The organism is Aeromonas media, assembly GCF_000819985.1.
In the GTDB taxonomy this organism is placed as follows: domain Bacteria; phylum Pseudomonadota; class Gammaproteobacteria; order Enterobacterales; family Aeromonadaceae; genus Aeromonas; species Aeromonas media.
The window spans coordinates 1-24,439 of record NZ_CDBZ01000114.1; the positions used below are offsets into that span (position 1 = coordinate 1).

Sequence of the window (24,439 nt, forward strand, 5' to 3'; positions counted from 1 at the left end):
CCCTGCATCAGGCATCTCCCGCCGGCGCCAGCGCCGCCCCTCCCCCGCCCCACGGGAACAGGGCCAGTCCCTGCGCCGCCATGCCATAGAGCCGCTTCGTCTCATTGCGCAGCCACATCACCTTGGCATCCTGATTGTGGCGCTTGTGCCAAAGCAGAATGAAAGCAATCTCCAGCTGGACGTAGAGCTTCTCGGGCAGCGGTAGCGGCATGGCCATCAGGTTGCCGTGGTGACTGGCGGCATAGCCAGCGCAATAGGAGGGCGCCACGGCGATCAGTTCGTGACTCGACTGGGAGGCGATGTGCAGGGCCTGCTCGAAGCTTGCGACCATGATGGGCACCTCCCGCCTTTGCCCCTCATCCTCCAGCAGATCGTCCAGCGCCCAGCTGTCGCTGGCCTCCCACACCACGCTTATCTGGGGACAGGCCAGAAAGTTTTCCAGCGACCACGCCCGCCCGAGCAGGGGGTGATCCTTGCGCAGGAACACCACGGGGCGATCGGTGAACAGCACCTCGTGGTCGATGTAATAGGGCAGCCGGTTGACCCTGGCCTGGGAGCGACCATGGGTCTCCCGGGCGCAGAAGCCGAGATCCGCATCCCCGTTGACGATGTCGTTGAGGGAGTGGTGATCCCACCCCAGCATCCTGACCACAGAGTGGGGGTACTTCTGGTAGATGGTCATGGGCAGCTCGCTCAGGAAGCTGATGCCAAAGGGGGACTCCATCAGCAGGCTGAAGCGGGCCCCCTCGGGGATCGCCTCGCTGTTGAGGGTACTGATGCTCTCGGTGAGCTGGAACCAGGTCCTGAGCTCCTCTTCCAGGGTCAGGGAGAGCTGGGTCGGCTGCAGCCCCTGCCGCACCCGCACCAGGAGGGGATCGTCAAACCAGTCCCGCAGCTTGGCGAGCGCCTTGCTCACAGTCGAGGGGGTGACGCAGAGCTTCTTGGCCGCCCCTGACACACTGCGCTCCTGCATCAGGTGCTTGAAGACCACCAGCAGGTTCAAATCCAGTTCACCCAGGTTGCGCATCTTTCCTCTCCCCTTATCCCCGCGACCGCGCTTCGCGCAGCGCGAGCCATGGTAACAGCCCTTTGACGGCCAGGTAACTGAGCAGGGTCAGCAACAGGGCAGAGATCAGCATCCCGGATGGGGCAACGCCAAGCTGGCCCAGCAACCAGATATAGAGGCCGGAGAGGCTGATCTGCATGATGCAGAGCAGGGCACTGGCAAATGCCGCATGGTGCTGGCACTCCGCCAGCGCCTCCCCCATCGCCACCCCGAAACCGCAGGAGAAGCCGATGCAGACCAGGGCAAAGCCCGGCAGCAGCAAGCGAATGTTGCCTCCCAGCTGCCAGTGGCCGAGCAGGAGGCAGGCCGCCAGCAGGTAGGCCAGATGGGAGAGCGCCAGCACCCTGTGCTTGCCCTGCCAGCGCAGCAGCAACGGTGTCAGGAAGGAGGTGGACATGCTCACCCCGGCCATCACCATCATCACGATGGCGTACTGCTCCGTGGTGAAGCCAAGCCCCTGCATCAGGATCAGCGGCGAGACGCTCACATAGACCAGGATGGCAGTCACGCTGGCACTGGTCAGCAGCGAGTGCAGCATGAAGCGTGAGGATCGCAGCAGGGCAAAGGGCCGGGTTGTTCCCCCCTGCAGGCGGGCCGGGCGGGTTTCCCTGAGCAGCAGCAGGTTGACCAGGCCGCTGACGGCGGCCACCAGCGCCATCGCCACGAAGATCCCGCGCCAGTCGAAGCGGGACAGGATGAGATAACCCAGCACAGGCGCCAGCACCGGGATGACGCAGATAACCCCGTTGATCATGGAGAGTGCCATCGCCAGCCGCGCCTGGTTCAGCACATCCCGCAGCACGGTAAAGGTCATGATATAGAGCGCGCCCGCCCCCGCCCCCTGCCAGAAGCGACCGAGGTAGAACTGACTGATCCCCGTCGCATTGGCCGCCACCAGGGAGGCGATGACAAAGATGAGGGCGCCCCCCTGCACCACCCAGCGACGCCCATGGCGATCCGCAATGATCCCACCCAGCAGTACGGTGGCCGCCATGCCGAACAGGTAGATGGAGAAGGCGGTGTGGATCTGCGCCTCGCTCGCCTGCAGGGTCTGCGCTATCTGGGGCACCGCCACCAGATAGAGATCGATCCCGACCGGATAGAGGATGATCATCAGGAAACTGCACAGCAGGAAAATACCCATGGATGCTCCATTGCAGAGGGCCTCGCCCACGCAGACCATTGATCGACGACCGTTGACGGCATGGGGGACCGGATGAATATGCGGAGCACTATAGGGGGGGCCTCCCTTCGTACCTAGTGAAGAGATGGCGATCGGGAGATTCCAATTTGGAAATCGTAATGTCAGTGACGAGCCATTCTGGCCATTCAGTGAAGAGTGACCGTGCCAGCGGCACCAAAGAGTACGCCGGGCAATCCCGGCGTACTCACGTCAATCAGTACAAGCGCATCACTCGGCCAGCTTGCTCAGGATGGCGTGGGCCGTCTCTACCCTGGCCTGGATGGGATAGTTGCGATTGGCCAGCATGACGATGCCAATCCCCTTGGCTGGCACAAAGGCCACATAGGCACCAAAGCCGCCGGTGGAGCCGGTCTTGTTGAAGAGCACCTGGCTACCCGTCTCGTTGGAGGCGGGCGCCGTCGGGTTGGCCTCGAGGATCACCTTGCCCGAGTTGCCTGCAAGCAAGGTCTCTTCGGTCACGGGATAGGCGTAACTCTCCCAGCCGAGCCCCTGAGTCATGGCACCCACCGAGTAAACCCCCTTGTGGGTCAGGGCAATCGCCTGCTGCATCGCCTCGTCCCCGGTGCCTGTCATGTTGGCGCCGACAAACTTCAGCAGATCCGCCGAGCTGGTCTTGATGCCATAGGCCTCGTCCGCCAGGACCCCCGGGTTGACCCTGATAGGCTTGTCCTCTTTCGAGTAGCCATAGGCGTAGTTCGCCATGGCCTCGGCAGGGACCTTGAGATAGGTGTGCTCGAGACCAAGCCCGGGCAGCAGGGTCTGGCTCATCAACTGTTCAAAGGGTTGGCCCAGGCTCTGGGCCGCGAGATGGCCGAACAGGCCGATGCTGGGGTTGGAGTACTGGCGATGGCTGCCCGCCCGATAGGCAGGCGTCCACTGGCGATAGTAGGCACGCATCTTGTCGATGGAATCCACCTCGTCGGGGAATTGCAGCGGCAAGCCCCCGGCGCTGTAGGTGGCGAGCTCGGCCATGGTGATACCGTCAAAAGCCGATCCTTTCAGCCAGGGCCCATGCTGACTCACCTTGTCATCGAGCTTGAGCGCCCCCTTCACCACGGCATAAGCCCCAAGCGTTGCCGTAAGAGTCTTGCTGACCGATCCAATCTCGAACAGGGTCTGCTCGCTGACACGGGCCCCGCTCTCCCGGTTGGCCACCCCGTAGTTGAAGTAGTGGGCCTTGCCATCTTTCAGCACCGCCACCGCCATGCCGGGGATCCGGTGCTCCTTGAGCACGGGCCGGATACTGGCATCCACCAGGGGGCGCAGGGGATCGGCCTGGGTGTCCGCCGTGGCCTGGGCCAGACCGGCCCAGAGCAGCGTGCTCGCCATCAGCAATGTCATCCGCACCTGTTGTTGCATGGTCATTTGTCCTCTCGGTTGTTTGGGTTCGCCGCACCAGCGACGAGCTATGGGGCCAGCATAACGAGCCAAGGTGTGCTGGATGTGAAGTGGCGTGAAGTATCGTCGCTGTTGCCAGGAAGGCTTTCAGCCAACCCCCCTTGTGAGTCCAGCCATCCCATGCCACCGCCTCGGGCAGGCACAAGCCCATATAGAAGAGGGGAGCCAATGGCTCCCCTCTTTCATTATCCAACCAGATCAACACAGGGCTCAGGCCTGCTTGCTCTTGGGTGGGTTGTCCCAGATCCCTGCTTCCAGCTGGCTGCGGATCTCGGGGTACTTGTTGGCATCGAAGGTGGGAACGCGACCCACCTTGAGCTGATCGTTGTAGTCCTTGGCCAGCTTGATGGCGACACCAGAGAGCAGCAGGATGGCGATCAGGTTGACGATGGCCATCAGCCCCATGGAAACGTCCGCCAGGGCCCACACAGTCGGCAGCTCACCCACGGAGCCGAACATCACCATGCCCAGCACGAACATCCGGAACAGCATCAAGCCGCCCTTGTGGTTGTGCTCCAGGAACACCAGGTTGGTCTCGGCGTAGGAGTAGTTCGCGACGATGGAGGTAAAGGCGAAGAAGAAGATGGCCGCCGCGATGAAGATGTTGCCACCACCACCGACCTGGGAGGAGAGCGCACGCTGGGTCAGCTCGACCCCGGTGACCCCTGAACCTGGCTCAAACTGGCCGGACATCAAGATGATGGCGGCAGTACAGGTACAGATGACGATGGTGTCGAGGAAGACCCCCAGCATCTGCACATAACCCTGGGACGCCGGGTGCGGCGGATAGGGCGTCGCGGTCGCGGCGGCATTGGGCGCAGAGCCCATGCCGGCTTCGTTGGAGAAGAGACCACGCTTGATGCCGTTGATCATCGCCTGGGAGATGGCGTAACCCATGGCCCCTGAACCCGCCTGCTCGATGCCGAAGGCAGACTTGATGATCAGGACAAAGACCCCGGGCAGCTCGCTGATGTTCATGGCCACCACGAACAGTGCCATCAGGATGTAGGCCAGCGCCATGAAAGGCACCACCAGTTCGGCGAAGCGGGCGATACCGCGGATGCCACCGAAGATGATGAGACCGGACAGCACCACCAGTGCCAGGCCGCTCACCCAGTCAGGGATGCCGAAGGCGACGTTCATGGCCAGGCTGATGGAGTTGGCCTGCACCGCATTGAACACCAGACCGAAGGCCAGCAGCAGACAGAGGGAGAAGACCACGCCCATCCAGCGCATGCCGAGACCGCGCTCCATGTAGTAAGCCGGACCGCCGCGATAGTTGCCGTCTTCATCCTTGACCTTGTAGAGCTGGGCCAGGGTACTCTCGACGAAGGCGGTGGCCATGCCGATGAAGGCGATCAGCCACATCCAGAAGATGGCACCAGGCCCCCCCAGATAGATGGCGACGGCCACACCGGCCAGGTTGCCGGTGCCCACACGGGCAGCCAGGCTGGTACACAGGGCCTGGAAGGAGGAGATGCCGGCACTGTCGGATTTGCGGCTATTGCGCAATACCGAGAACATGTGGCCGAAGTGACGGACCTGGATAAACCCCAGGCGGAAAGTAAAGAAGAGTCCGACCCCGATGAGCAGGTAAATGAGCACGGCTCCCCACATCAGGTCGTTAATCATTGCAATCAAGGTGTCCATAATTCTCTCGTTGTTATCACATCCATGGTCAGTCTGCGCTGACCGCTCTCTGTCAATTTCCGAATTAGCATTGCGCCGAAGGGGCGGAATCTAGCATAGGGAGGGAATTCAGAATAGTGATAGGGCTCACTGGAAAGACAAAAAACGAGCGGTTTGATGCAAAAAAGCTTCATTTAGCACGCAAATAATCAACAAAACTTGATGCATCACTCCACATCCGACAATGAAGACCCAAAGGAGAATCATTCTACCATGACTCCCATGGCAGTAAAAATGGATGAAAGAAAAGACCCCGGGAAGACAAGCGTTTGCCTCTGAAGCCACCCAGACAGGGCGGTGTCACGCCAAACGTTTTACACGTAATTAAATTTCAAGTAGCTGACAATAGTATTTGTGTGACGCACTGCACAGAATGGAGAATCAACTAAAAAAGTTGCTTTTTTGCCGGTCGCCAGCCGCTGGTATAAAATTAATAAAAATCGTTTTTTATCATACACTTTCATCCCATCACGCCCCCCCCTCCCACCACCTGGGTAATTCGCATACAAGCCCCCCTATTGCAGGAAGCGCCACATCCGTATTAATTAGGCAGGCAGTGGCGATGGGCCTTCCCCATCGTGCTTTTCTGAGCCTGAGTCGCCGGGATTTTGTAATTTAATTTCAGAACGGCCGTCTCACGCCCGCCACCCCCGAGCCTGCGCCCTCACCAAGAGAGTGCGCCCTCATAAAGAGATGATATTTGCCATGGCCGATAAATTAACCCAGCTGAAAGCCCTGACCACAGTTGTCGCCGATACCGGTGATATCGAAGCCATCAAGCGCTACCAGCCCATCGATGCCACCACCAACCCCTCCCTGGTGTTGAAGGCATCCGAGATCCCCGAGTACGCGGCGCTGATCGAAGACGCCATCAGCTGGGCCAAGTCCCAGAGCCAGGACAAGGCACAGCAAATCATCGACGCGGGCGACAAGCTGGCGGTCAACATCGGTCTGGAAGTGCTGAAAATCGTTCCGGGCCGCATCTCCACCGAGGTGGATGCCCGTCTCTCCTTCGACACCGACGCCAGCATCGCCAAGGCACGCAAGCTGATCCGCCTCTACAACGAAGCTGGCATCACCAACGATCGCATCCTGATCAAGCTGGCCTCCACCTGGGAAGGCATTCGCGCCGCCGAAGTGTTGGAGAAAGAAGGCATCCAGTGCAACCTGACCCTGCTGTTCTCCTTCGCCCAGGCCCGCGCCTGTGCCGAAGCTGGCGCCTTCCTGATCTCCCCGTTCGTGGGCCGCATCCTCGACTGGTACAAGGCCAAGCACAACCGTGACTACACCGCGAGCGAAGATCCGGGCGTGGTCTCCGTCACCGCCATCTACGACTACTACAAGCAGCACGACTACCAGACCGTGGTGATGGGTGCGAGCTTCCGCAACACCGGCGAGATCCTGGAACTGGCTGGCTGTGACCGCCTGACCATAGGCCCGGCCCTGCTGGAAGAGCTCAGCAAGACCGAAGGTACCGTGGTGCGCAAGCTGAACTACACCGGTGAGCGCAAAGCCAAGCCGACCCCCATGACCGAAGCGCAGTTCCGCTGGGAGCTGAACCAGGACGCCATGGCGGTCGAGAAGCTGGCAGAAGGCATCCGTCTGTTCGCCGTCGATCAGGGCAAACTGGAAACCATGCTGGCCAGCCACCTGTAAAAAGACGGCCTAAGCCATCTCGGGCAGCCCCTTCCACAGGAGGGGTTGCACCGATAAAACCGGGCTCCCGCAAGGGCAGCCCGGTTTTTTTTATCTGCCTTCCCGTTTGTCACAACTTGGTCATAAAAACGTTTTATTTTCAAATGCGTCGTGTTATACGGATGGTGAAAACCATAAAACCAAGGAGGGAGCCATGGACATGTTCAACTTCGATTTTGACGAGGTCGTTGAGCTGGGTTCACGTAGCCGCGGGACAACGGGAAAGAAACGTAAATGGCGTGAGATCGAGGCGCTCAAAGACAAGCACCGCCTGCAGAAGGAGCTGCAAGCCATCGATATCGCCTATGAAGGTTCGGAAGAACTGGAGCTGTAGCGCCACCGCCGTCACGATGACGGCACAGACGTGCTGACACATAAAACAAACGCCCCGGCCAAGCCGGGGCGTTTGTTTTTTAGTCCACCTGCCATTCAGGACGAGGGGGGCAACGAGAGCTGCTTGGCCAGCGCCTGGAAGTGCTGGCTCACCTCGACCCCGAACAGGGGATCATTGATGGCCCTGTTCTGCCAGAGCTGCTCGAGATGGCGCCAGTCATCCTCGGTCAGGGAGTCACGCAGATGAGGGAAGATCACCCCCTCCTCGTAGTTCATGTGCGCCTCCTGCTGCTCGATGAACTGCTCCAGCTTGGCGGTAAACTGCTCCAGCGGAATGACCGCATCCATCAGGATCATCTCCACCATCTCCTTGAGTTCGGTGCCGGCCACCAGCAGGCTGGCGTGCTCCTCATGCAGGCGGTTGGCGACCTCTCCCTCCACCACCCTGTATTTCAGGTAGTAGTCATAGATCATGTCTTCCTTGGGGTGATGGTGCTTGTCGGAGACCTCGCGCAGGTAGTCCACCACGTCCCGCAGCAGGAAATAGCTCACCTGCTGTTCATGGCGGATGGCGGCCAGCTTGTGCTTGAGCAGCGTCAGCAGCCTGGCGATGTTGAGATGGTCCTTATGCAAACTGGATAACATGGGCACTCCTTGCACTGAATTGAAAAAGATCCTGTCTCGAGTATACGGTCATTTATTACGCGAACTTTGCACTCAATCAAGTCAGATGCACACAATCCTCGCCCGACGGCCGGTACCCGCCCAAGCGACGCAGGCGACCTGGCAACCCTGCGCGCCCTTGCCCACCCAGAGGCGGGAAAGGCGGTCAGACCGGCACGGGCTGGTTATGACAGACAGAGAGCCAGTCGATAGGGCTCATCCCCTGCTGCACCAGCAGGCGGTTTGCCTCCGAAAAGTGGCCACACCCGATGAAGCCGCGGTGAGCGGACAATGGGCTGGGATGAGGGGCCGTCAGCACATGATGACGCGCCCGGTCGATGAAGCGCCCCTTCTTCTGGGCATGAGCTCCCCACAGCAGGAAGACCACCCCCTGACAGTGGGAGTTGATCCGTTCTATGACCCTGTCGGTGAAGGTCTCCCAGCCCAGATGGGCATGGGAGTGGGCCATGCCCGCCTGCACCGTCAATACCGTATTGAGCAACAGTACCCCCTGGGTTGCCCAGGATTCCAGGAAACCGTGACTGGGTGTGACAAATCCCGGCAGATCCCGCTGCATCTCCTTGTAGATGTTGACCAGGGAGGGGGGCGTACGCACCCCTGGCAGCACGGAGAAGCAGAGGCCATGCGCCTGACTCGGCCCGTGATAGGGGTCTTGCCCCAGGATCACCACCTTGACACTGTCCAGCTCGGTCAATTTGAAGGCATTGAACACCTCGGTCGCCGGGGGATAGATGACCTTGCCCGCTTCCCGCTCCTCCCTGACGGTCGCCAGGGTTGCCTTGAAATAGTCCTGCTCTTTCTCCGAGCCGATCACATCCTTCCAGGTCAGCACGCCAGTCTCCTCTCTCTGTGAATCCACTACCTCTGACACCCCAATATCCTCAATGAATGCAGCAAGGGGCTCAGGATAGGGGGCAAGGCAGCAAGACGCAACCGTGGCTCGGCTCTGGGAGATGGCCGGCCCAGTGTCCGCCTCCCCCCCTGGCGCCCTGTCTATCGAGATGACGATCGATGGCCGCAGCCATCGGCGCACTGGCGGCCACGCCACCTGGCCACCCAGCGGCGCCCTACCCTGATCTGATTAGGCACCCACCTCTGACCTTGTAAGGAAAATAACGGCTAAAGATGTAGTTAAATTACTAGATATACCCAATAAAAAATGCATAATTCATATATCTTACGAAATCATAAAAATGATTTATTTTTGATTAATCTCAATGAATTAATCCCTTTCATTGCGCGCAAAATGCGCCTTTATTGATTTGGATCAATTTTCGTATTATTACCATCGTGGTATATATGACCCCAACGAAGTAAAGGTGTAAGGCAAGGCCCCGTTAAATCATCCCGTCATCAAGGTGGTTTAAAAACATCAGGGTAATGTGCTTACCGTTGAATCCGCTTTCCTATGAGGAGTCATACCATGATCAAGGGCATCCAAATCACCCAGTCCGCCAACGCCGCACTGCTGAACTCTTTCTGGCTGCTGGACGAAGAGAAGCAACAGGCTCGTTGCATCTGCGCCAAGGGCGACAGCTTCGCCGCCGATCAGGAAGTCAGCGTCTCTGACCTGGGCCAGTTCGAATACCGTGAACTGCCGGTCCAGACCGAACCCGTGGTCGAGGGGGGTCAACACCTGAACGTCAACGTGCTGCGCCGCGAGACCCTGGAAGACGCCATCGCCAACCCGGAAAAGTACCCGCAGCTGACCATCCGCGTCTCCGGCTACGCCGTGCGTTTCAACGCCCTGACCCCGGAACAGCAGCGTGACGTGGTCACCCGTACCTTCACCCAGAGCCTGTAATACCCTCTGCGGTCATCTGCACCATGAAAAACGGCCCACGCGGGCCGTTTTTTTATGGGCAGAAGTGCGGGTTTCCCCCTCCCTGGGTAACGCCTGGCAGCTATCCGTGCTGATTGACCTTCTGTACGGTGGCCGGGTTGGCGAGCACCTCGTTCATCTGCTGCTCATCGAGCTGACCGCAGTAACGCGCCACCACCACAGTGGCCACCCCGTTGCCGATCAGGTTGGTCAGAGCACGCGCCTCCGACATGAAGCGATCTATCCCCAGGATCAGCGCCAACCCGGCGAGCGGCAGATGCCCCACCGCAGAGATGGTAGCCGCCAGCACGATGAAGCCGCTGCCGGTGACCCCGGCCGCCCCCTTGGAGGAGATGAGCAGTACCACCAGCAGGGTGAATTGCTGGAACAGATCCAGCGGCGTATTGGTCGCCTGAGCGATGAAGACGGCCGCCATGGTCAGGTAGATGGAGGTGCCATCCAGGTTGAAGGAGTAACCGGTCGGGATCACCAGGCCCACCACCGACTTCTTGCAGCCGAGCGCCTCCATCTTCACCAGCATGCGCGGCAATACGGATTCGGAAGAGGAAGTCCCCAGTACGATCAGCAGCTCTTCCCGAATATAGGAAATAAAGCGCACTATGCTGAAGCCATTTGCCCTGGCAATGCTGCCCAGCACCATGAAGATGAATAAAAGGCAAGTCACATAGAAGCAGGCAATTAACTGGCCGAGCTGAACCAGCGAGCCGATACCATATTTCCCTATGGTAAACGCCATGGCACCAAAGGCGCCAAACGGTGCCAGTTTCATGATCATGTTGATGATGCCGAAAATAACCTGGGAGAAGCCGTCGATCATATTGAAGACTAATTTCCCCTTCTCGCCGATATGATGCAGGGAGAAGCCAAACAACACCGCAAACAGCAACACCTGAAGAATGTTGCCGCTGGCAAAGGCACCGATCACGCTGGCCGGGATCACGTCAAGCAGGAAGGCGATGATGCCCTGGGACTTGGCTTGTTCGGCATAGGCCGAGATGGCGCTGGCATCCAGCGTGGCGGGATCCACGTTCATGCCGACCCCGGGTTGCAGCAGGTTGACCACGCACAGCCCGATGACCAGGGCTATGGTACTCACCACCTCGAAGTAGAGCAGCGCGATGGCACCGGTTTTCCCCACCGCCTTCATGCTCTCCATGCCGGCGATGCCGGTCACCACTGTGCAGAAAATAACGGGGGCAATGATCATCTTGATTAATTTCACGAAGCCATCACCCAGCGGCTTCATATCAGCCCCGAGGTCGGGATAGACATGTCCCAGAAATACCCCCAGGGTGATCGCGAGCAGCACCTGGAAATAAAGGCTGCTAAATACTTTCTTGTGCATGATTAACGTCCTGTTAATTAATTGACATCTCATATGGCAGAAATAGGCATGCAGGGCACCGTCACGAGACAATATCCTTATCTCGCTGGCGTCATGCTATTTCGTCATCGCAACGGCGCCACTTTCACACGTTATAAGAAGCAATTAAGAGACATCAATCACACAACATATTTAACACCATTAACACCACAGCAACCTGAATGTATTTGGTCGGCGATGTATTTAAGACCCCAATGAAAACATTCTGGATATAAAAATGCCCCGCATGGCGGGGCACCTGGCATCACTAAACCGGCGTGCTGGATCAGACGGAGGTATCCAGCGGTTCGAAGCCCTTGATGAGGTCGTCGATGGCCTTCATCTGCTTGAGGAAGCCTTCCAGCTTCTCCAGCGGCAGGGCGCTCGGGCCATCGCAACGGGCCACTTTCGGGTCCGGGTGTGACTCGATAAAGAGACCGGCCAGACCGACCGCCATGCCGGCACGAGCCAGCTCGGTCACCTGATCACGGCGACCGCCTGAGGCCGCTCCCAGCGGGTCGCGGCACTGCAGGGAGTGGGTCACGTCGAAAATCACCGGATAACCACCTGTGGTCTTCTTCATCACCCCCAGGCCCAGCATGTCCACCACCAGGTTGTCATAACCGAAGTTGGCACCGCGCTCGCACAGGATCAGCTGATCGTTGCCGCACTCCTCGAACTTGTCGGTGATGTTCTTCATCTGACTCGGGCTCAGGAACTGCGGCTTCTTGATGTTGATGACGTTGCCGGTGCGGGCCATGGCCTCCACCAGATCGGTCTGGCGCGCCAGGAAGGCGGGCAGCTGGATGACATCCACCACCTCGGCAACCGGCTTGGCCTGATGCACTTCGTGCAGATCCGAGATGACCGGCATACCGAAGGTCGCCTTGAGCTCCTGGAAGATCTTCATCCCCTCTTCCAGACCCGGACCGCGGTAGGAGTGGATGGAGGAGCGGTTGGCCTTGTCCCAGCTCGCCTTGAACACGAACGGGATGCCCAGCTTGCTGGTCACTTCCACGTACTTCTCGCACACCGCCATCGCCATGTCGCGGGATTCCAGCACGTTCATGCCGCCAAACAGCACGAAGGGTTTGTCGTTGGCGACGTCGATCGCGTTGATCTTGATATTCTTCTGTTCCATCTCGGCATCCTTAAGTAAAGAGGCTTCCCCAGACCCCTCAATGGAGGGGCTTGGGGCTAAGATCCAGGCTGGCCAGCTGGGTTTTCAGCACATCGGCCACAGGATCGTCCGGGCATTGTTCAATAAAGTATTCAAAATCGTCGGCGGCGAAGCGGGGGCAATCGAGTTGCTCGTAGATGAAGCCCCGATCCCGCGTCTCCAGCGGATCACCGGGCTTCATGCGCAGCAGCAGCTCGCTGCAGCGCAATGCTTCTGTCATGCGCTCCTCCCGCAGCAGGGCCCCCTTGTTGACGTTGAGCAGGCGTTCGATGATCTCCCACTGTCCTGCAGGCTGCAGATGGTCATCGCTTAAGGTAGCCAGGTTGCCGAGGGCACCGCGCAGCAGCAGCTCGATGCGATGCAGGCTCAGCTCGTCACCGTTGAAGGGGTCCACATAGACCTCCCCCTCCAGACCGGCGAAGCTCACCAGGAAATGGCCCGGGAAGCAGATCCCTTCCACATCCAGGCCAATCTTGCGACCCAGCTGGATGATGAGGATGCCAAGGCTCACCGGTATGCCCTTGCGCTGCACCAGCACCTGGTTCAGGTCGCAGTTGGCGGCAGAGAAATAATCCTGCCAGTCGCCCCGAAACCCTAAGGTCTGGTAGAAGCCCTGCAGCAGCTGACGGCGCACCTCGTCACAGTCCCCTTCGACTATGGCCTCGTCCAGCCAGGTATCGAGGCGGGCCAGCTCGGCCTCTCCCGCGCCGCCATGGCCCAGGATCTCGTCGCTCACCGACAGCGCCAGTTCGGCCAGGTCGTGGGCCTCGAAGTCGGTCCACTCATCCACACGTATCATCGTCGTCATCCCTAACCGAACAGGTTGGCCTGCTCTTGCACCGCCAGCTTGGCGATAAAGAAGATCCACCCCAAGGCGCCCAGGAAGGCAAACCAGCGGATGCTGTTGCTGCGCGCCAGGCGCAGCGCCATCATGCCGAGGAAGGCCACCGCCAGCACGGCGCTCAGCTTCTCGCTGAGCCAGGGGATCCCGTTGTTGAGGGGATTGAGATCCAGCACCATGCAGAGCAGCACGCCGGAGAGCACCACCAGGCCATTGAGCCAGCCGCTGGCCTGCAGCACCCGGCCGTTACGGGCATGAATGGAGCCGGTTTGGGCCCAGTAAAAGCGCAGCATGAACATCAGCACGGCCCCGACAATCAGGGTGAGGTGCAGATGTTTGAGAACAACATACATATGGTTTCCTTGCACAGGGCGGACAGTTCCGCCCGTCATCATCACGGCGCCAGACGACCCAGGGTCACCCGCTCGTTATCCCCATAATCCCGCACGGTTTCCACCTGGCAGTAGCCCTGTTGCAGCAGAAGCTGACGCACCGCTGCCCCCTGCTCCCAACCGTGCTCCAGCAGGAGCCAGCCCCCCGGGCACAGATGGGCGGGGGCACCGGCGATTATCAGGCGAATGTCCGCCAGCCCCTGCTCGTCCGCCACCAAGGCGGAGCGAGGCTCGAAGCGCACATCCCCCTCGTCGAGATGGGGATCCGCCCCGTCGATATAGGGCGGATTGGAGACGATCATCGCAAAACGCGGTGCATCCGCCAGGGGCTCGAACCAGCTGCCGTCCCGCACTTCGATGGGCAACCCCAGGGCGGCGCTGTTGGCGCGGGCCAGGGCGGCGGCGTCCGGCATCCGATCCACCGCCCATACATCGGCATCGGGCCGCTCGGACTTGAGCGCCAGCGCGATGGCGCCGGTGCCGGTGCCGAGATCCAGCAGGGCACAGGGGCCGGCCGGCAAGCGCGCCAGCGCCTGCTCCACCAGCACCTCGGTGTCGGGGCGCGGGATCAGGGTGGCCGGGCTCACCTTGAGCGGCAGCGACCAGAACTCCCGCTCACCGATGAGGTGGGCGATGGGTTCTCCGACCAGCCGACGGTCAAGCCACCCTTGCAGGGTGGCCTGCTGAGCGGTATCGAGCTCGCGCTCCGGCCAGGTCATCAGGTAGCTGCGCCGGCAATCCAGCAGATGGCAGAGCAGCGCATCGGCATCGGCACGGGGGGATTCCCCAAAAGCCAGGGTCGCCATGATGTGGGCACGAGCCTGCTGGATCTGCATTAGTTGCTCTCGGCCAGGGAGGCGAGCTGATCCGCCTGGTATTCCTGCACCAGGGGCGTGATGACGCAATCCAGATCCCCTTCGAGGATCTCCCCCAGCCGATAGAGGGTGAGGTTGATGCGGTGCTCGGAGAGGCGACCCTGGGGGTAGTTATAGGTGCGGATGCGCTCGGAGCGATCGCCGGAGCCCACCAGGTTGCGGCGGGTGCTCTGCTCGGCGGCACGGTGACGCTCGTCCTCGGCCGCCTGCAGGCGGGCGGAGAGCACCGACATCGCCTTGGCGCGGTTCTTGTGCTGGGAGCGCTCATCCTGGCACTCCACCACCAGCCCGGTGGGCAGGTGGGTGATGCGGATGGCGGAGTCGGTCTTGTTGACGTGCTGGCCACCGGCCCCGGAGGCGCGGAAGGTGTCGATCTTCAGCTCTGAGGGGTTGATCTCGATCTGTTCGGCTTCCGGCACTTCCGGCAGCACGGCCACGGTACAGGCGGAGGTGTGCACCCGGCCCTGGGATTCGGTCTCGGGTACCCGCTGCACCCGGTGGCCGCCGGACTCGAACTTGAGGCGGCCGTAGACGTGCTCGCCGTCCACCTTGGCGATCACCTCCTTGTAGCCACCGTGCTCGCCGTCGTTGCAGCTGACGATGGAGACGCGCCAGCCCTGGCGTTCGGCGTAACGGGAGTACATGCGGAACAGATCCCCCGCGAAGATGGCCGCCTCGTCGCCACCGGCGCCGGCACGGATCTCGAGATAGCAGTTGTTGTCATCCTTGGGGTCGCGCGGCAGCAGCATCACCTGCAGCGCCTGCTCCTCCTCCTCGAAGGTCGCCTTGGCGAGCGGCAGCTCCTCCTGCGCCATCTCGCGCAGGTCGGCGTCATCCTCTTCCAGCATCATCTTGGTGGTCTCGAGGTTCTCCTCTGCCTGACGAAAGCGCTGGAAGGCGTGCACTATGTCTTCGAGCTGGGCATATTCCCGGGTCAGGGCACGGTATCTGTCCTGATCCGAGGCGACCCCGGGCTCGCCGAGCAGGGCCTGTACTTCTTCGTGGCGCTCGATGAGGCCTTCCAGCTTTCTGATCAATGACGGGTTCATAAATCTTGTGTTCTCGATGGAGGTAGGGGCAGCCGGCTGGCCACCCCCAAACTATGACTCTTGTGACAACCCCAGCACCTGACGCAGCTGGGACAGCTTGTGGCTGTCCCCCTGAGCTGCGGCCTGGCGCAGGGCCTGGGTCGGTGCGTGGATCAACTTGTTGGTGAGGCGATGGGTCAGGGCCTTGAGCGCCTGCTCGGCATTCTCGCCCTGTTGCAGGGCCAGCAGGGCACGCTGCAACTCTTCATCCGCCACCTGCTGGGCCTGGTGGCGGTAATCGCGAATGAGATCCACAGAGTGCTGGCTGCGATACCAGCCCATGAAGTCGTCACGCTCTTCCTGCACGATGAGCTCGGCCTCGGCGGCCGCCCGCTTGCGGGTCTCCAGGTTCTGCTCGATGATCCCCTGCAGATCGTCCACCGTGTAGAGATAGGCATCGGAGAGCTCGTCCACCTCGGCCTCGATATCCCGCGGCACGGCGATGTCCACCAGGAACATGGGCTTGAAGCGGCGGGCTTTGAGGGCGCGCTCCACCATGCCCTTGCCAATGATGGGCAGGGGGCTGGCGGTGGAGCTGATGACGATGTCCGCCTCGTGCAGGTAGTCCGGGATCTCTTCGAGGGTCATCACCTGGGCGCCGAACTCCTCGGCCAGCAGCTGGGCGCGCTGCAGGGTGCGGTTCGCCACCATCATCTGGGTGACGTTCTGCTCGCGCAGGTGGCGGGCCACCAGCTCTATGGTCTCGCCCGCCCCCACCAGCAGCACCTTGGTCTGGGAGAGATCGGAGAAGATGCGTTTCCCCAGGCTGACGGCGGCGAAGGCCACCGACACGGCGCTGGCGCCGATCTCGGTGTCGGTACGCACCCGTTTCGCCACCGAGAAGGATTTCTGGAACAGGCGCTCCAGCGACCCCTTCACCGCTTCCGCCTGCTGGGCGTGGGCGTAGGACTGCTTGATCTGCCCCAGGATCTGCGGCTCGCCCAGCACCAGGGAGTCGAGCCCGCAGGCCACCCGCATCAGGTGGCGCACCGCCTCCTCGTCCTGGTGGCGGTAGATGGCGGAGAGCACCTCGCTCGCCTCCAGCGCGTGGAACCGCTGCAACCAGCTCAGCACCTGCTCCCCCTGCCCTTGTTCCAGGCTGCAGTAAAGCTCGGTGCGATTGCAGGTGGAGACGATCACCGCCTCGCTAACGCCGGGCTGCTCCACCAGCTCACGCAAGGCGCGATCGATGCAGTCCGGGCCAAATGCGACCCGTTCCCGCAAGGCGACACTGGCGGTGTTGTGGTTGATTCCGAGGGCAAGCAGACTCATGGGTGGGTGATGATCGTTTCGTGCACAGGGTATGAAGGCCGACAATTGTACGAGAAAGGGTAAGTCTTTAAAAGCGATACGGCCGCCCCTTATACTGTGGCAAACCTCTTATCCGGAGCACGACCTTGTTCTTGCGTATCTTCTCCCTCGCCTGCCTGCTGGTACTGGCCGGCTGTACCACCACTCAACCCCAGCGGGATCAGGTCAACTGGCAGCAGGAACGGGCCCGTCTCGAACAGCTGACCCACTGGGAACTGTCGGGCAAGATGGCCATCATCACGGCACGCCAGAAGGGCAGCGCCCGCCTCAACTGGCAGCAGAACGGCGATGACTATCGCCTCAACCTCACCAGCCTCATCGGCACCCATATCCTGGAACTCTCCCGCAGCAAGGGTGAGATCACCCTGACCGACAACGAGGGCAAGGTGCACCAGAGCCAGGATGCCGAGGCCCTCGTCTATCAGCTCACCGGCTGGAATATTCCGGTCACCGGGTTGCCGGAGTGGATCAAGGGGCTGCCGGGCCAGGCCGAATTCGAGCTCAACCCCGATGCCAGCCTGGCCTCGGTGCGCGACGGTCAGTGGCAGATCGTCTATGGGGACTACCGGGATCAGGACAACTACCGGCTGCCCCACCTGCTGACCATGACCGGCCAGGGCAGCCGCCTCAAGTTGCAGATCAACCAATGGACCCTGGCGCCATGATGAGCCTCCCAGACCAGAGCGCGCCGAAGACGCCGCTCCGCTGGCCGGCGCCGGCCAAGCTCAACCTCTTCCTGCACGTCAACGGCCGCCGTCCCGACGGCTATCACGAGCTGCAGACCCTGTTCATCTTCCTCGATCACGGTGACTGGCTGGAATTCGAGCCGCTCGCCGATACCGACCTGCTCACCCTGAGCCCGGCCATCCCCGGCGTGCCGGATGAACAGAACCTCATCATCCGTGCCGCCCGCCTGTTGCAGGGGAGGCTGCCAAGCCCGATGGGGGCTCATATCCGGCTCGAGAAGGTGTTACCCATGGGGGGCGGCATCGGCGGCGGCTCGTCTGACGCCGCCACCACCCTGGTGGCCCTGAATCATCTCTGGCAGGCGGGGCTCGGCGAAGACGAGCTGGCGCAGCTCGGCGTGCAGCTAGGGGCCGACGTGCCTGTGTTCGTGCGCGGCCGGGCCGCGTTTGCGGAAGGGGTCGGCGAGAAGCTGCAACCGGTCGAGGTGCCGAGCGCCTGGTATCTGGTGCTCAAACCCGATTGCCATGTGGCAACGGCGGCGGTTTTTCAGGATCCCGATCTGCCTCGCAACACCCCCAGGATGACATTGCACAACCTGCTGGAAGGCGTCTGGAAAAACGATTGCGAATTGCTGGTGAAAAAGCGCCACCCCGAGGTTGCCAATGCGCTCGGCTGGTTGCTAGAATACGCGCCGTCAAGAATGACGGGCACTGGCGCCTGCGTCTTTGCTCAATTTGAAGACGAAGTGGCTGCTCGGAAGGTGTTGGCAAAGGTGCCGGAAGGCTGGGATGGGTTTGTCGCCAAGGGCGAGAACATATCACCACTCTTCGTCACTTTGCAACAAGTCAGTGATTGGGGTATCGCCAAGCGGTAAGGCAGCGGGTTTTGATCTCGCCATTCCTAGGTTCGAATCCTAGTACCCCAGCCAATCTGACGTGATGGTGCCAAAGGTGACGGTTCTGCCGTCCACCCGGGTAATCCGGCGCCACCACAGAGCTTCCAGAGACCTTGTCCGTTCTCTTGATAAATCGTTTGCCCCCAAACGATACGGGTCTGAATCAGACTCCCCACATACTGGATGCAACCCCGAGGTTTCAAACCGTGCCTGACATGAAGCTGTTTGCTGGTAACGCAACGCCGGAACTAGCCCAGAAGATCGCAGATCGCCTGTTTATCAAACTCGGCAATGCTGCCGTAGGTCGCTTTAGCGACGGCGAGATCAGCGTACAGATCAACGAGAATGTACGCGGTGGCGATATCTTCATCATTCAATCCACCTGTGCCCCGACCAACGACAATTTGATGGAATTGATCGTCATGGTGGATGCACTGCGTCGTGCTTCAGCTGGCCGTATCACTGCCGTTATCCCCTACTTTGGTTATGCCCGTCAGGACCGCCGCGTCCGCTCCGCCCGTGTGCCCATCACCGCCAAGGTTGTCGCCGACTTCCTCTCCAGCGTGGGTGTGGACCGTGTGTTGACCGTTGACCTGCATGCCGAGCAGATCCAGGGCTTCTTCGACGTCCCCGTCGACAACGTGTTCGGCAGCCCTGTGCTGCTGGAAGACATGAAAGCCAAGAACCTCGAATCTCCCGTGGTCGTCTCGCCGGACATCGGCGGCGTGGTCCGTGCCCGTGCCATCGCCAAACTGCTGGACGACACCGACATCGCCATCATCGACAAGCGTCGTCCCCGTCCGAACGTCTCCCAGGTCATGCACCTGATCGGTGACGTGGCAGGCCGTGACTGCGTCATCGTCGACGACATGATCGACACCGGCGGCACCCTGTGCAAAGCGGCCGAAGCGCTGAAAGAGCGCGGTGCCAAGCGCGTGTTCGCCTATGCGACCCACCCGGTCTTCTCCGGCACCGCCGTGGAGAACATCAAGAACTCGGTCATCGACGAGCTGATCATCACCGACTCCATTCCGCTCACCGCGGAGATGAAGGCGATCGGCAAGGTCAAGCAGCTGACCCTGTCAACCGTACTGGCGGAAGCCATTCGTCGTATCAGCAACGAAGAGTCCATCTCTGCCATGTTTGAGCATTGATAAACCCCGTTGTGACAAAAACCGCCAACTGGCGGTTTTTGTTTTTTAAAGCCGGTCAAAGCAATGCCCTGCCCCCGCAGGTTAAGGAAGTCCCCATGAAGTGCTTGCGTCTCCTCACTCTCCTCCCGCTGTGCGCCCTGCTCTCTGCCTGCCTGACCGGCCAGCAGGATCCGCCCTTCACCCTGACCCTGGCACACATGAACGACACCCACTCCCAGTTCGACCCGGTCAACGCCGAGTTGAAGGGAGCCCTCTTTGGCAAGCAGGGGGAAGCAGATACCCTCTACACCCGCCTCGGCGGTTATCCCCGCCTGCTCACCATGACGAAAGCCTACCAGGCCGAGGCGCTCGCCAAGAACCAGCCGCTGTTGCTGCTGCACGGCGGCGATGCCTGGCAGGGCAGCGGCTACTTCAAGCTCAACGAGGGGATGGCCAATGCCGAACTGCTGAGCCAGTTCGGCCTGGATGCCATGGCCCTTGGCAACCACGAGTTCGATCTCGACAATCAGAAGCTCGCCCGCTTCATCGAGGGGGTCAACTTCCCGGTGCTGGCAGCCAATCTGGACAGCCGCGACGATCCGGATCTGAGTCGGGCAAGCAACCTCAAGCCTTTCGTCATCTACGCCTTCGACGGCAACCAGAAGAGCCCGGTCACCGATCTCGACCATCTGCCAGCAGACAAACAGCTGGTCGCCGTCATCGGGCTGGTGCTGGAGGACATGGCCAACATCTCCCCCAACGTCGGCAAGCTGCGCTTTGCCAAGGAGGTGGCCTCGGCCCAGGCCACGGTCGACCTGCTGCAAGCCAGGGGGATCCAGCGGATCGTCGCCCTGACCCATATCGGCAACGCGCGGGATCTGGCGTTGGCGGCCAAGGTAAACGGCCTCGATGCCATCGTCGGCGGCCACTCCCACAGCCTGCTCGGTGACTTTCGCAACATCGGCTGGGGCAAGACGGGGGAATACGCCCAGTTGGTCACCAATCCGGACGGGGTCGGCCTGACCTGCGTGGTGCAGGCAGGCTCCTACGCCCAGGCCATCGGCCTGACCCGAGTCAGTTTCGACGCCCAGGGCCGGGTCATCGCCTGCAAAGGCCAGAACCAGCTGCTGGCCAGCCGCGACTTCTTCGCCGATCCGGCCCGCCAGCAGGTGCTCGACGAAACCCGCAGCCAGCAGGCCGGCAAGTTCATCGACGCCCAACCCAACCTGGTGACGGTGTATGAAGATCCCCGCCTGCGCGGCATCATCGACAGCCACTACAAGCCGGCCCTGGAGCAGGCCTACGGCCCCGTCATCGGCACCCTGCCCGCGCCGCTGCAAAATGTCCGTCGCCCCGGCGACAACGGCAGCGACAGCCACGGCTCCGACGTCGCCCCCCTGGTGGCCGAGGGTCAGTACTACTGGACCAATACCCCGGCAGTGCAGGCGCTGACCGGCGGTCCGGTCGACTTCGCCCTGCTGGCGGTGGGGGGCGTGCGTGCCGACTTGCCCGCCGGTGAACTGCGGCAGGGAGAGGCGGCCCTCAGCCTGCTGCCGTTCAAGAACCCGCTCAGCGTGCTGACTCTCTCCGGTGCCGAGGTGCGCGCCTTGCTGACCGAGACCATCACGGCCACCCTGCCCGCCAGCGCTCATGCGGGCAAATTCCCCTATGGCGGCCACCTGCGTTACACCTTCAAGGAGACCGAAGCAGGCAAGGCGGGCCAGCTGACCCGGCTGCAGTGGAAAACGGCCGAGGGTCAGTGGCAGGATCTGGTGGATGCAAAGCGCTACCGGGTGGTGACCAATGCCTACAGCGCCAACGGCAACGACGGCTGGCAGGCCCTGGCACGAGCCCAGCGCCAGAGTCCAGAAAACAAGAGTGCCGAGCGCGTGGATCTCGCCTGGGTAGCGGGTCAGCTGACCGCCTTCCCGGTGCTGGCAGTGGCGCAGCGCGGCGAACAGCTCAGCGCCGTCTATGGACCGGGCAAGGCCCTCGACTGCAAGGCGGTCAATGTGGATTGCGGCACAGACGCAGCCTCGTTCGTGGACTATGTGCGTTATGCCCGCCCCCTGCTGACCGCCCTGGATGAAGAGACGGTCACACTGCTGCGGTCCAAATAAGGCGCCACCCCAGCCAACACCGACCAACACGGGCCTCGACAAGGGGCCCGTTTTAGCGGCCGTAGGCACCCGGTTCCCGGGTTATTCCTCCGGCTCGCCGAGCTTTGGTTGAGTGATCGCCACTCGGCGGCTAGAATATTGCGTCCCATTGCCCCGGGCTATCCGCTCATGGCAAGCAGCGAGTGAAGACATCAAGCGTGACGCATCAAATCAAACTGATTGTCGGGCTGGGTAATCCCGGCCCCGAATATGCCAAGACCCGCCACAACGCGGGAGCCTGGTATGTGGAGCAGTTGGCCCGCTGGCACAATGTCAGCCTGCGCGAAGAGCCCAAGTTCTTCGGCCACACCGCCCGCTTCCTGGCGGAGGGGCAGGATGTGCGGCTGCTCATCCCGAACACCTACATGAACCTCTCCGGCAAGGCGGTGGCGGCCCTGGCCCGCTTCTACCAGATAGTCCCCGAAGAGATACTGGTGGCCCACGACGAACTGGATCTGCCCCCCGGCATCGCCAAGTTCAAGCAGGGCGGCGGTCACGGCGGCCACAATGGCCTGAAAGACATCATCGCCAGGATGGGCAACAACAATAACTTCTTCCGGCTGCGCCTCGGGATCGGTCATCCCGGTGCCAAGGAGCTGGTCGCCGGTTTCGTGCTGACCAAGGCGCCCAGCAGTGAACAGAGCCTGATCGAGGCCGCACTGGATGAGTCTTTGCGCGCCACCGACATCCTGTTCAAGCAGGACATGACCAAGGCAATGAACCGGCTGCACAGCTTCAAGGCCGAGAAAGTCTGAATACAGATGCCTGACATGGGTCAGGTTCGCACAATATGACAGGGTCGCCCAAGAACCTGTTCACGCGCTGTAACGAGAGGTTGTCAGCAAGGTAAAGCGCAGCGCAGGAACCGGAACGTATAGTCATACGTGAGGATTCCGAGCAGCACATGAGCCTTGATCACAGCCTCGCAGCAAGAGCGTGGGCAGGTTCTGCGGCCCTCAAACAGCATCCATCAAGTAAGGTAACAATTCATGGGTTTTAAATGCGGTATCGTGGGCCTGCCCAATGTAGGCAAATCCACCCTGTTCAATGCGCTGACCAAGGCCGGCATCGAAGCCGCCAACTTCCCGTTCTGCACCATTGAGCCGAACACGGGTGTGGTCCCCATGCCGGATCCCCGCCTCGACCAGCTGGCGGCCATCATCAACCCCCAGCGCGTGGTGCCGACCACCATGGAGTTCGTGGACATCGCCGGTCTGGTGGCGGGCGCCTCCAAGGGCGAGGGTCTGGGCAACCAGTTCCTGGCCAACATCCGCGAGACCGAAGCCATAGGTCACGTGGTGCGCTGCTTCGAGGACGAGAACATCATCCACGTGGCGGGCAAGGTCTCCCCGGCCGATGACATCGAGGTGATCAATACCGAATTGGCCCTGTCGGATCTGGACGCCTGCGAGCGCGCCATCCACCGTCAGTCCAAGCGCGCCAAGGGCGGCGACAAGGATGCCAAGCTGGAAGTGGAAACCCTGGAAAAGATTCGGGTTGCCCTGGAAAACGGCCAGATGATCCGCGGCATGAAGCTGGACAAGGAAGAGCTGGCGGCCGTTGCCCACCTCAACTTCCTGACCCTGAAACCCACCATGTACATCGCCAACGTGGCGGAAGATGGCTTCGACAACAACCCGTTCCTCGACAAGGTGCGTGAGATCGCCGCCGCCGAGAACGCCGTTGTGGTGGTGGTCTGCTGCGCCATCGAGGCGGACATCGCCGAGCTGGACGACGCCGACCGCGCCGAGTTCATGGCCGATCTGGGGATCGAAGAGCCGGGCCTGAACCGGGTGATCCGCTCAGGTTACGAGCTGCTGAACCTGCAGACCTACTTCACCGCCGGGGTGAAGGAAGTGCGCGCCTGGACCATTCCGGTCGGCGCCACCGCCCCGCAGGCGGCGGGCAAGATCCACACCGACTTTGAAAAAGGCTTTATTCGCGCCCAGACCATCGCCTTCGACGACTTTATCACCTACAAGGGTGAGCAAGGCGCCAAGGAAGCGGGCAAGATGCGCGCCGAAGGGAAAGACTACATCGTCAAGGATGGCGATATCATGAACTTCCTGTTCAACGTCTAACCCCATGAGAGGCCAGCATTTGCTGGCCTCTTTGTTATGGGCGCAGGTTGCGGATCTGCTGCCAAATGTCGCAAAAAAAACCAGATTGTTGGGCTTTTGCGCGACAGCGTCCAATAACTCGCCAAACGCACCCAAATTCGGTTTTTCTGGCAAAAAAAGGGTTGACGCCCCAGAGCCAGATACGCATAATTCCGGCCGCACAGTGACGAGGCAACGACTCACTGGAAGCACGGTTGGCTATGTAGCTCAGTTGGTTAGAGCATCGCACTCATAATGCGAGGGTCACAGGTTCGAATCCCGTCATAGCCACCATTAATCATTCAGTTGGGGTATCGCCAAGCGGTAAGGCAGCGGGTTTTGATCTCGCCATCCCTAGGTTCGAATCCTAGTACCCCAGCCATTTTTAAAAGTTCTTTGGCCAGTCTCATGACTGTCGAGGAGCACTGTTGGGGTATCGCCAAGCGGTAAGGCAGCGGGTTTTGATCTCGCCATCCCTAGGTTCGAATCCTAGTACCCCAGCCA

22 protein-coding genes and 4 tRNA genes are annotated in these 24,439 nt (G+C 60.9%); 13 read left to right on the forward strand and 13 right to left on the reverse strand.

Going from position 1 to position 24,439, the window contains the following annotated elements; all coding sequences use genetic code 11:
* Window positions 1-7: 7 nt before the first annotated feature.
* The 4 genes from yidZ to BN1127_RS09985 all read right to left on the reverse strand — a co-directional run bounded on the left by yidZ (window position 8) and on the right by BN1127_RS09985 (window position 5,318).
* Entirely contained in the window at window positions 8-1,027 is a 1,020-nt protein-coding gene (yidZ, locus tag BN1127_RS09970) for an HTH-type transcriptional regulator YidZ (RefSeq protein WP_042649333.1), read from the reverse strand.
* Window positions 1,028-1,040: 13 nt separating this feature from the next.
* Window positions 1,041-2,210, reverse strand: a complete 1,170-nt coding sequence (locus tag BN1127_RS09975; RefSeq protein WP_042649334.1) for an MdtL family multidrug efflux MFS transporter — start codon at window positions 2,208-2,210, stop codon at window positions 1,041-1,043.
* A 267-nt stretch (window positions 2,211-2,477) separates the two neighbouring features.
* Window positions 2,478-3,629: a CMY-1/MOX family extended-spectrum class C beta-lactamase MOX-9 gene (locus tag BN1127_RS09980; protein WP_042649345.1), complete on the reverse strand. Its 1,152-nt coding sequence runs from the start codon at window positions 3,627-3,629 to the stop codon at window positions 2,478-2,480.
* A gap of 249 nt (window positions 3,630-3,878) precedes the next feature.
* Complete coding sequence (locus tag BN1127_RS09985; protein ID WP_041205244.1) at window positions 3,879-5,318, reverse strand: alanine/glycine:cation symporter family protein; 1,440 nt, start codon at window positions 5,316-5,318, stop codon at window positions 3,879-3,881.
* A 744-nt stretch (window positions 5,319-6,062) separates the two neighbouring features.
* Here BN1127_RS09985 and tal point away from each other — a divergent pair.
* Both tal and BN1127_RS09995 read left to right on the forward strand, forming a co-directional pair.
* Window positions 6,063-7,013 (forward strand): transaldolase, encoded by a 951-nt coding sequence (gene tal / locus BN1127_RS09990; protein WP_041206846.1) that lies wholly within the window; start codon window positions 6,063-6,065, stop codon window positions 7,011-7,013.
* Between the two features lie 193 nt (window positions 7,014-7,206).
* Window positions 7,207-7,386, forward strand: a complete 180-nt coding sequence (locus tag BN1127_RS09995) for a DUF3545 family protein (protein WP_025326190.1) — start codon at window positions 7,207-7,209, stop codon at window positions 7,384-7,386.
* 95 nt (window positions 7,387-7,481) lie between these two features.
* Here the strand turns inward: BN1127_RS09995 and BN1127_RS10000 are convergent, their stop codons facing one another.
* Together BN1127_RS10000 and ung are read right to left on the reverse strand one after the other, a co-directional pair.
* A complete protein-coding gene (locus tag BN1127_RS10000) occupies window positions 7,482-8,030 on the reverse strand; it encodes a hemerythrin domain-containing protein (RefSeq protein WP_041205240.1) in 549 nt (182 codons plus the stop codon).
* 184 nt (window positions 8,031-8,214) lie between these two features.
* Window positions 8,215-8,901, reverse strand: coding sequence for a uracil-DNA glycosylase (gene ung / locus BN1127_RS10005; RefSeq protein WP_042649335.1), 687 nt, complete (start codon window positions 8,899-8,901; stop codon window positions 8,215-8,217).
* 591 nt (window positions 8,902-9,492) lie between these two features.
* On the opposite strand from ung, the gene grcA reads away from it, so the two are divergent.
* On the forward strand, window positions 9,493-9,873 hold the full coding sequence (gene grcA, locus BN1127_RS10010) for an autonomous glycyl radical cofactor GrcA (RefSeq protein ID WP_005330139.1): 381 nt from the start codon (window positions 9,493-9,495) through the stop codon (window positions 9,871-9,873).
* A 100-nt stretch (window positions 9,874-9,973) separates the two neighbouring features.
* On the opposite strand, the gene BN1127_RS10015 is transcribed toward grcA, so the two are convergent.
* The 7 genes from BN1127_RS10015 to hemA all read right to left on the reverse strand — a co-directional run bounded on the left by BN1127_RS10015 (window position 9,974) and on the right by hemA (window position 16,923).
* The gene (locus BN1127_RS10015; protein ID WP_042649336.1) at window positions 9,974-11,257 is read right to left on the reverse strand and encodes a dicarboxylate/amino acid:cation symporter; all 1,284 of its coding nucleotides are present in this window, start codon (window positions 11,255-11,257) and stop codon (window positions 9,974-9,976) included.
* Window positions 11,258-11,561: 304 nt separating this feature from the next.
* Entirely contained in the window at window positions 11,562-12,416 is an 855-nt protein-coding gene (gene kdsA / locus BN1127_RS10020) for a 3-deoxy-8-phosphooctulonate synthase (protein WP_005330144.1), read from the reverse strand.
* A 37-nt stretch (window positions 12,417-12,453) separates the two neighbouring features.
* Window positions 12,454-13,254: a SirB1 family protein gene (locus tag BN1127_RS10025; protein ID WP_042649337.1), complete on the reverse strand. Its 801-nt coding sequence runs from the start codon at window positions 13,252-13,254 to the stop codon at window positions 12,454-12,456.
* A gap of 11 nt (window positions 13,255-13,265) precedes the next feature.
* A complete protein-coding gene (locus tag BN1127_RS10030) occupies window positions 13,266-13,649 on the reverse strand; it encodes a SirB2 family protein (protein WP_042649338.1) in 384 nt (127 codons plus the stop codon).
* A gap of 41 nt (window positions 13,650-13,690) precedes the next feature.
* Window positions 13,691-14,524 (reverse strand): peptide chain release factor N(5)-glutamine methyltransferase, encoded by an 834-nt coding sequence (prmC, locus tag BN1127_RS10035; protein WP_042649339.1) that lies wholly within the window; start codon window positions 14,522-14,524, stop codon window positions 13,691-13,693.
* Window positions 14,524-15,612 (reverse strand): peptide chain release factor 1, encoded by a 1,089-nt coding sequence (gene prfA, locus BN1127_RS10040; RefSeq protein WP_042649340.1) that lies wholly within the window; start codon window positions 15,610-15,612, stop codon window positions 14,524-14,526. The genes prmC and prfA overlap by 1 nt, the downstream gene beginning before the upstream one ends.
* Window positions 15,613-15,663: 51 nt before the next feature.
* Complete coding sequence (hemA, locus tag BN1127_RS10045; protein ID WP_042649341.1) at window positions 15,664-16,923, reverse strand: glutamyl-tRNA reductase; 1,260 nt, start codon at window positions 16,921-16,923, stop codon at window positions 15,664-15,666.
* Window positions 16,924-17,048: 125 nt separating this feature from the next.
* Here hemA and lolB point away from each other — a divergent pair, with 125 nt between their 5' ends.
* The 10 genes from lolB (at window position 17,049) to BN1127_RS10090 (ending at window position 24,439) form a co-directional block, all read left to right on the forward strand.
* Window positions 17,049-17,627: a lipoprotein insertase outer membrane protein LolB gene (gene lolB / locus BN1127_RS10050; protein ID WP_042649342.1), complete on the forward strand. Its 579-nt coding sequence runs from the start codon at window positions 17,049-17,051 to the stop codon at window positions 17,625-17,627.
* Window positions 17,627-18,523, forward strand: coding sequence for a 4-(cytidine 5'-diphospho)-2-C-methyl-D-erythritol kinase (gene ispE / locus BN1127_RS21410; RefSeq protein WP_082030042.1), 897 nt, complete (start codon window positions 17,627-17,629; stop codon window positions 18,521-18,523). Before lolB ends, ispE begins: the two co-directional genes overlap by 1 nt.
* A tRNA-Gln gene (locus BN1127_RS10055) sits at window positions 18,503-18,577 on the forward strand. Before ispE ends, BN1127_RS10055 begins: the two co-directional genes overlap by 21 nt.
* 173 nt (window positions 18,578-18,750) lie before the next feature.
* Window positions 18,751-19,698, forward strand: a complete 948-nt coding sequence (locus BN1127_RS10060) for a ribose-phosphate pyrophosphokinase (RefSeq protein WP_005330162.1) — start codon at window positions 18,751-18,753, stop codon at window positions 19,696-19,698.
* 95 nt (window positions 19,699-19,793) lie between these two features.
* Window positions 19,794-21,797: a bifunctional metallophosphatase/5'-nucleotidase gene (locus BN1127_RS10065; protein WP_042649343.1), complete on the forward strand. Its 2,004-nt coding sequence runs from the start codon at window positions 19,794-19,796 to the stop codon at window positions 21,795-21,797.
* 197 nt (window positions 21,798-21,994) lie between these two features.
* A complete protein-coding gene (gene pth, locus BN1127_RS10070) occupies window positions 21,995-22,591 on the forward strand; it encodes an aminoacyl-tRNA hydrolase (protein ID WP_042649344.1) in 597 nt (198 codons plus the stop codon).
* A gap of 234 nt (window positions 22,592-22,825) precedes the next feature.
* Entirely contained in the window at window positions 22,826-23,917 is a 1,092-nt protein-coding gene (gene ychF, locus BN1127_RS10075) for a redox-regulated ATPase YchF (RefSeq protein WP_005330171.1), read from the forward strand.
* Window positions 23,918-24,152: 235 nt separating this feature from the next.
* Window positions 24,153-24,229, forward strand: a tRNA-Met gene (locus BN1127_RS10080).
* A gap of 13 nt (window positions 24,230-24,242) precedes the next feature.
* A tRNA-Gln gene (locus BN1127_RS10085) sits at window positions 24,243-24,317 on the forward strand.
* 47 nt (window positions 24,318-24,364) lie between these two features.
* Window positions 24,365-24,439: transfer RNA gene (locus tag BN1127_RS10090), tRNA-Gln, on the forward strand.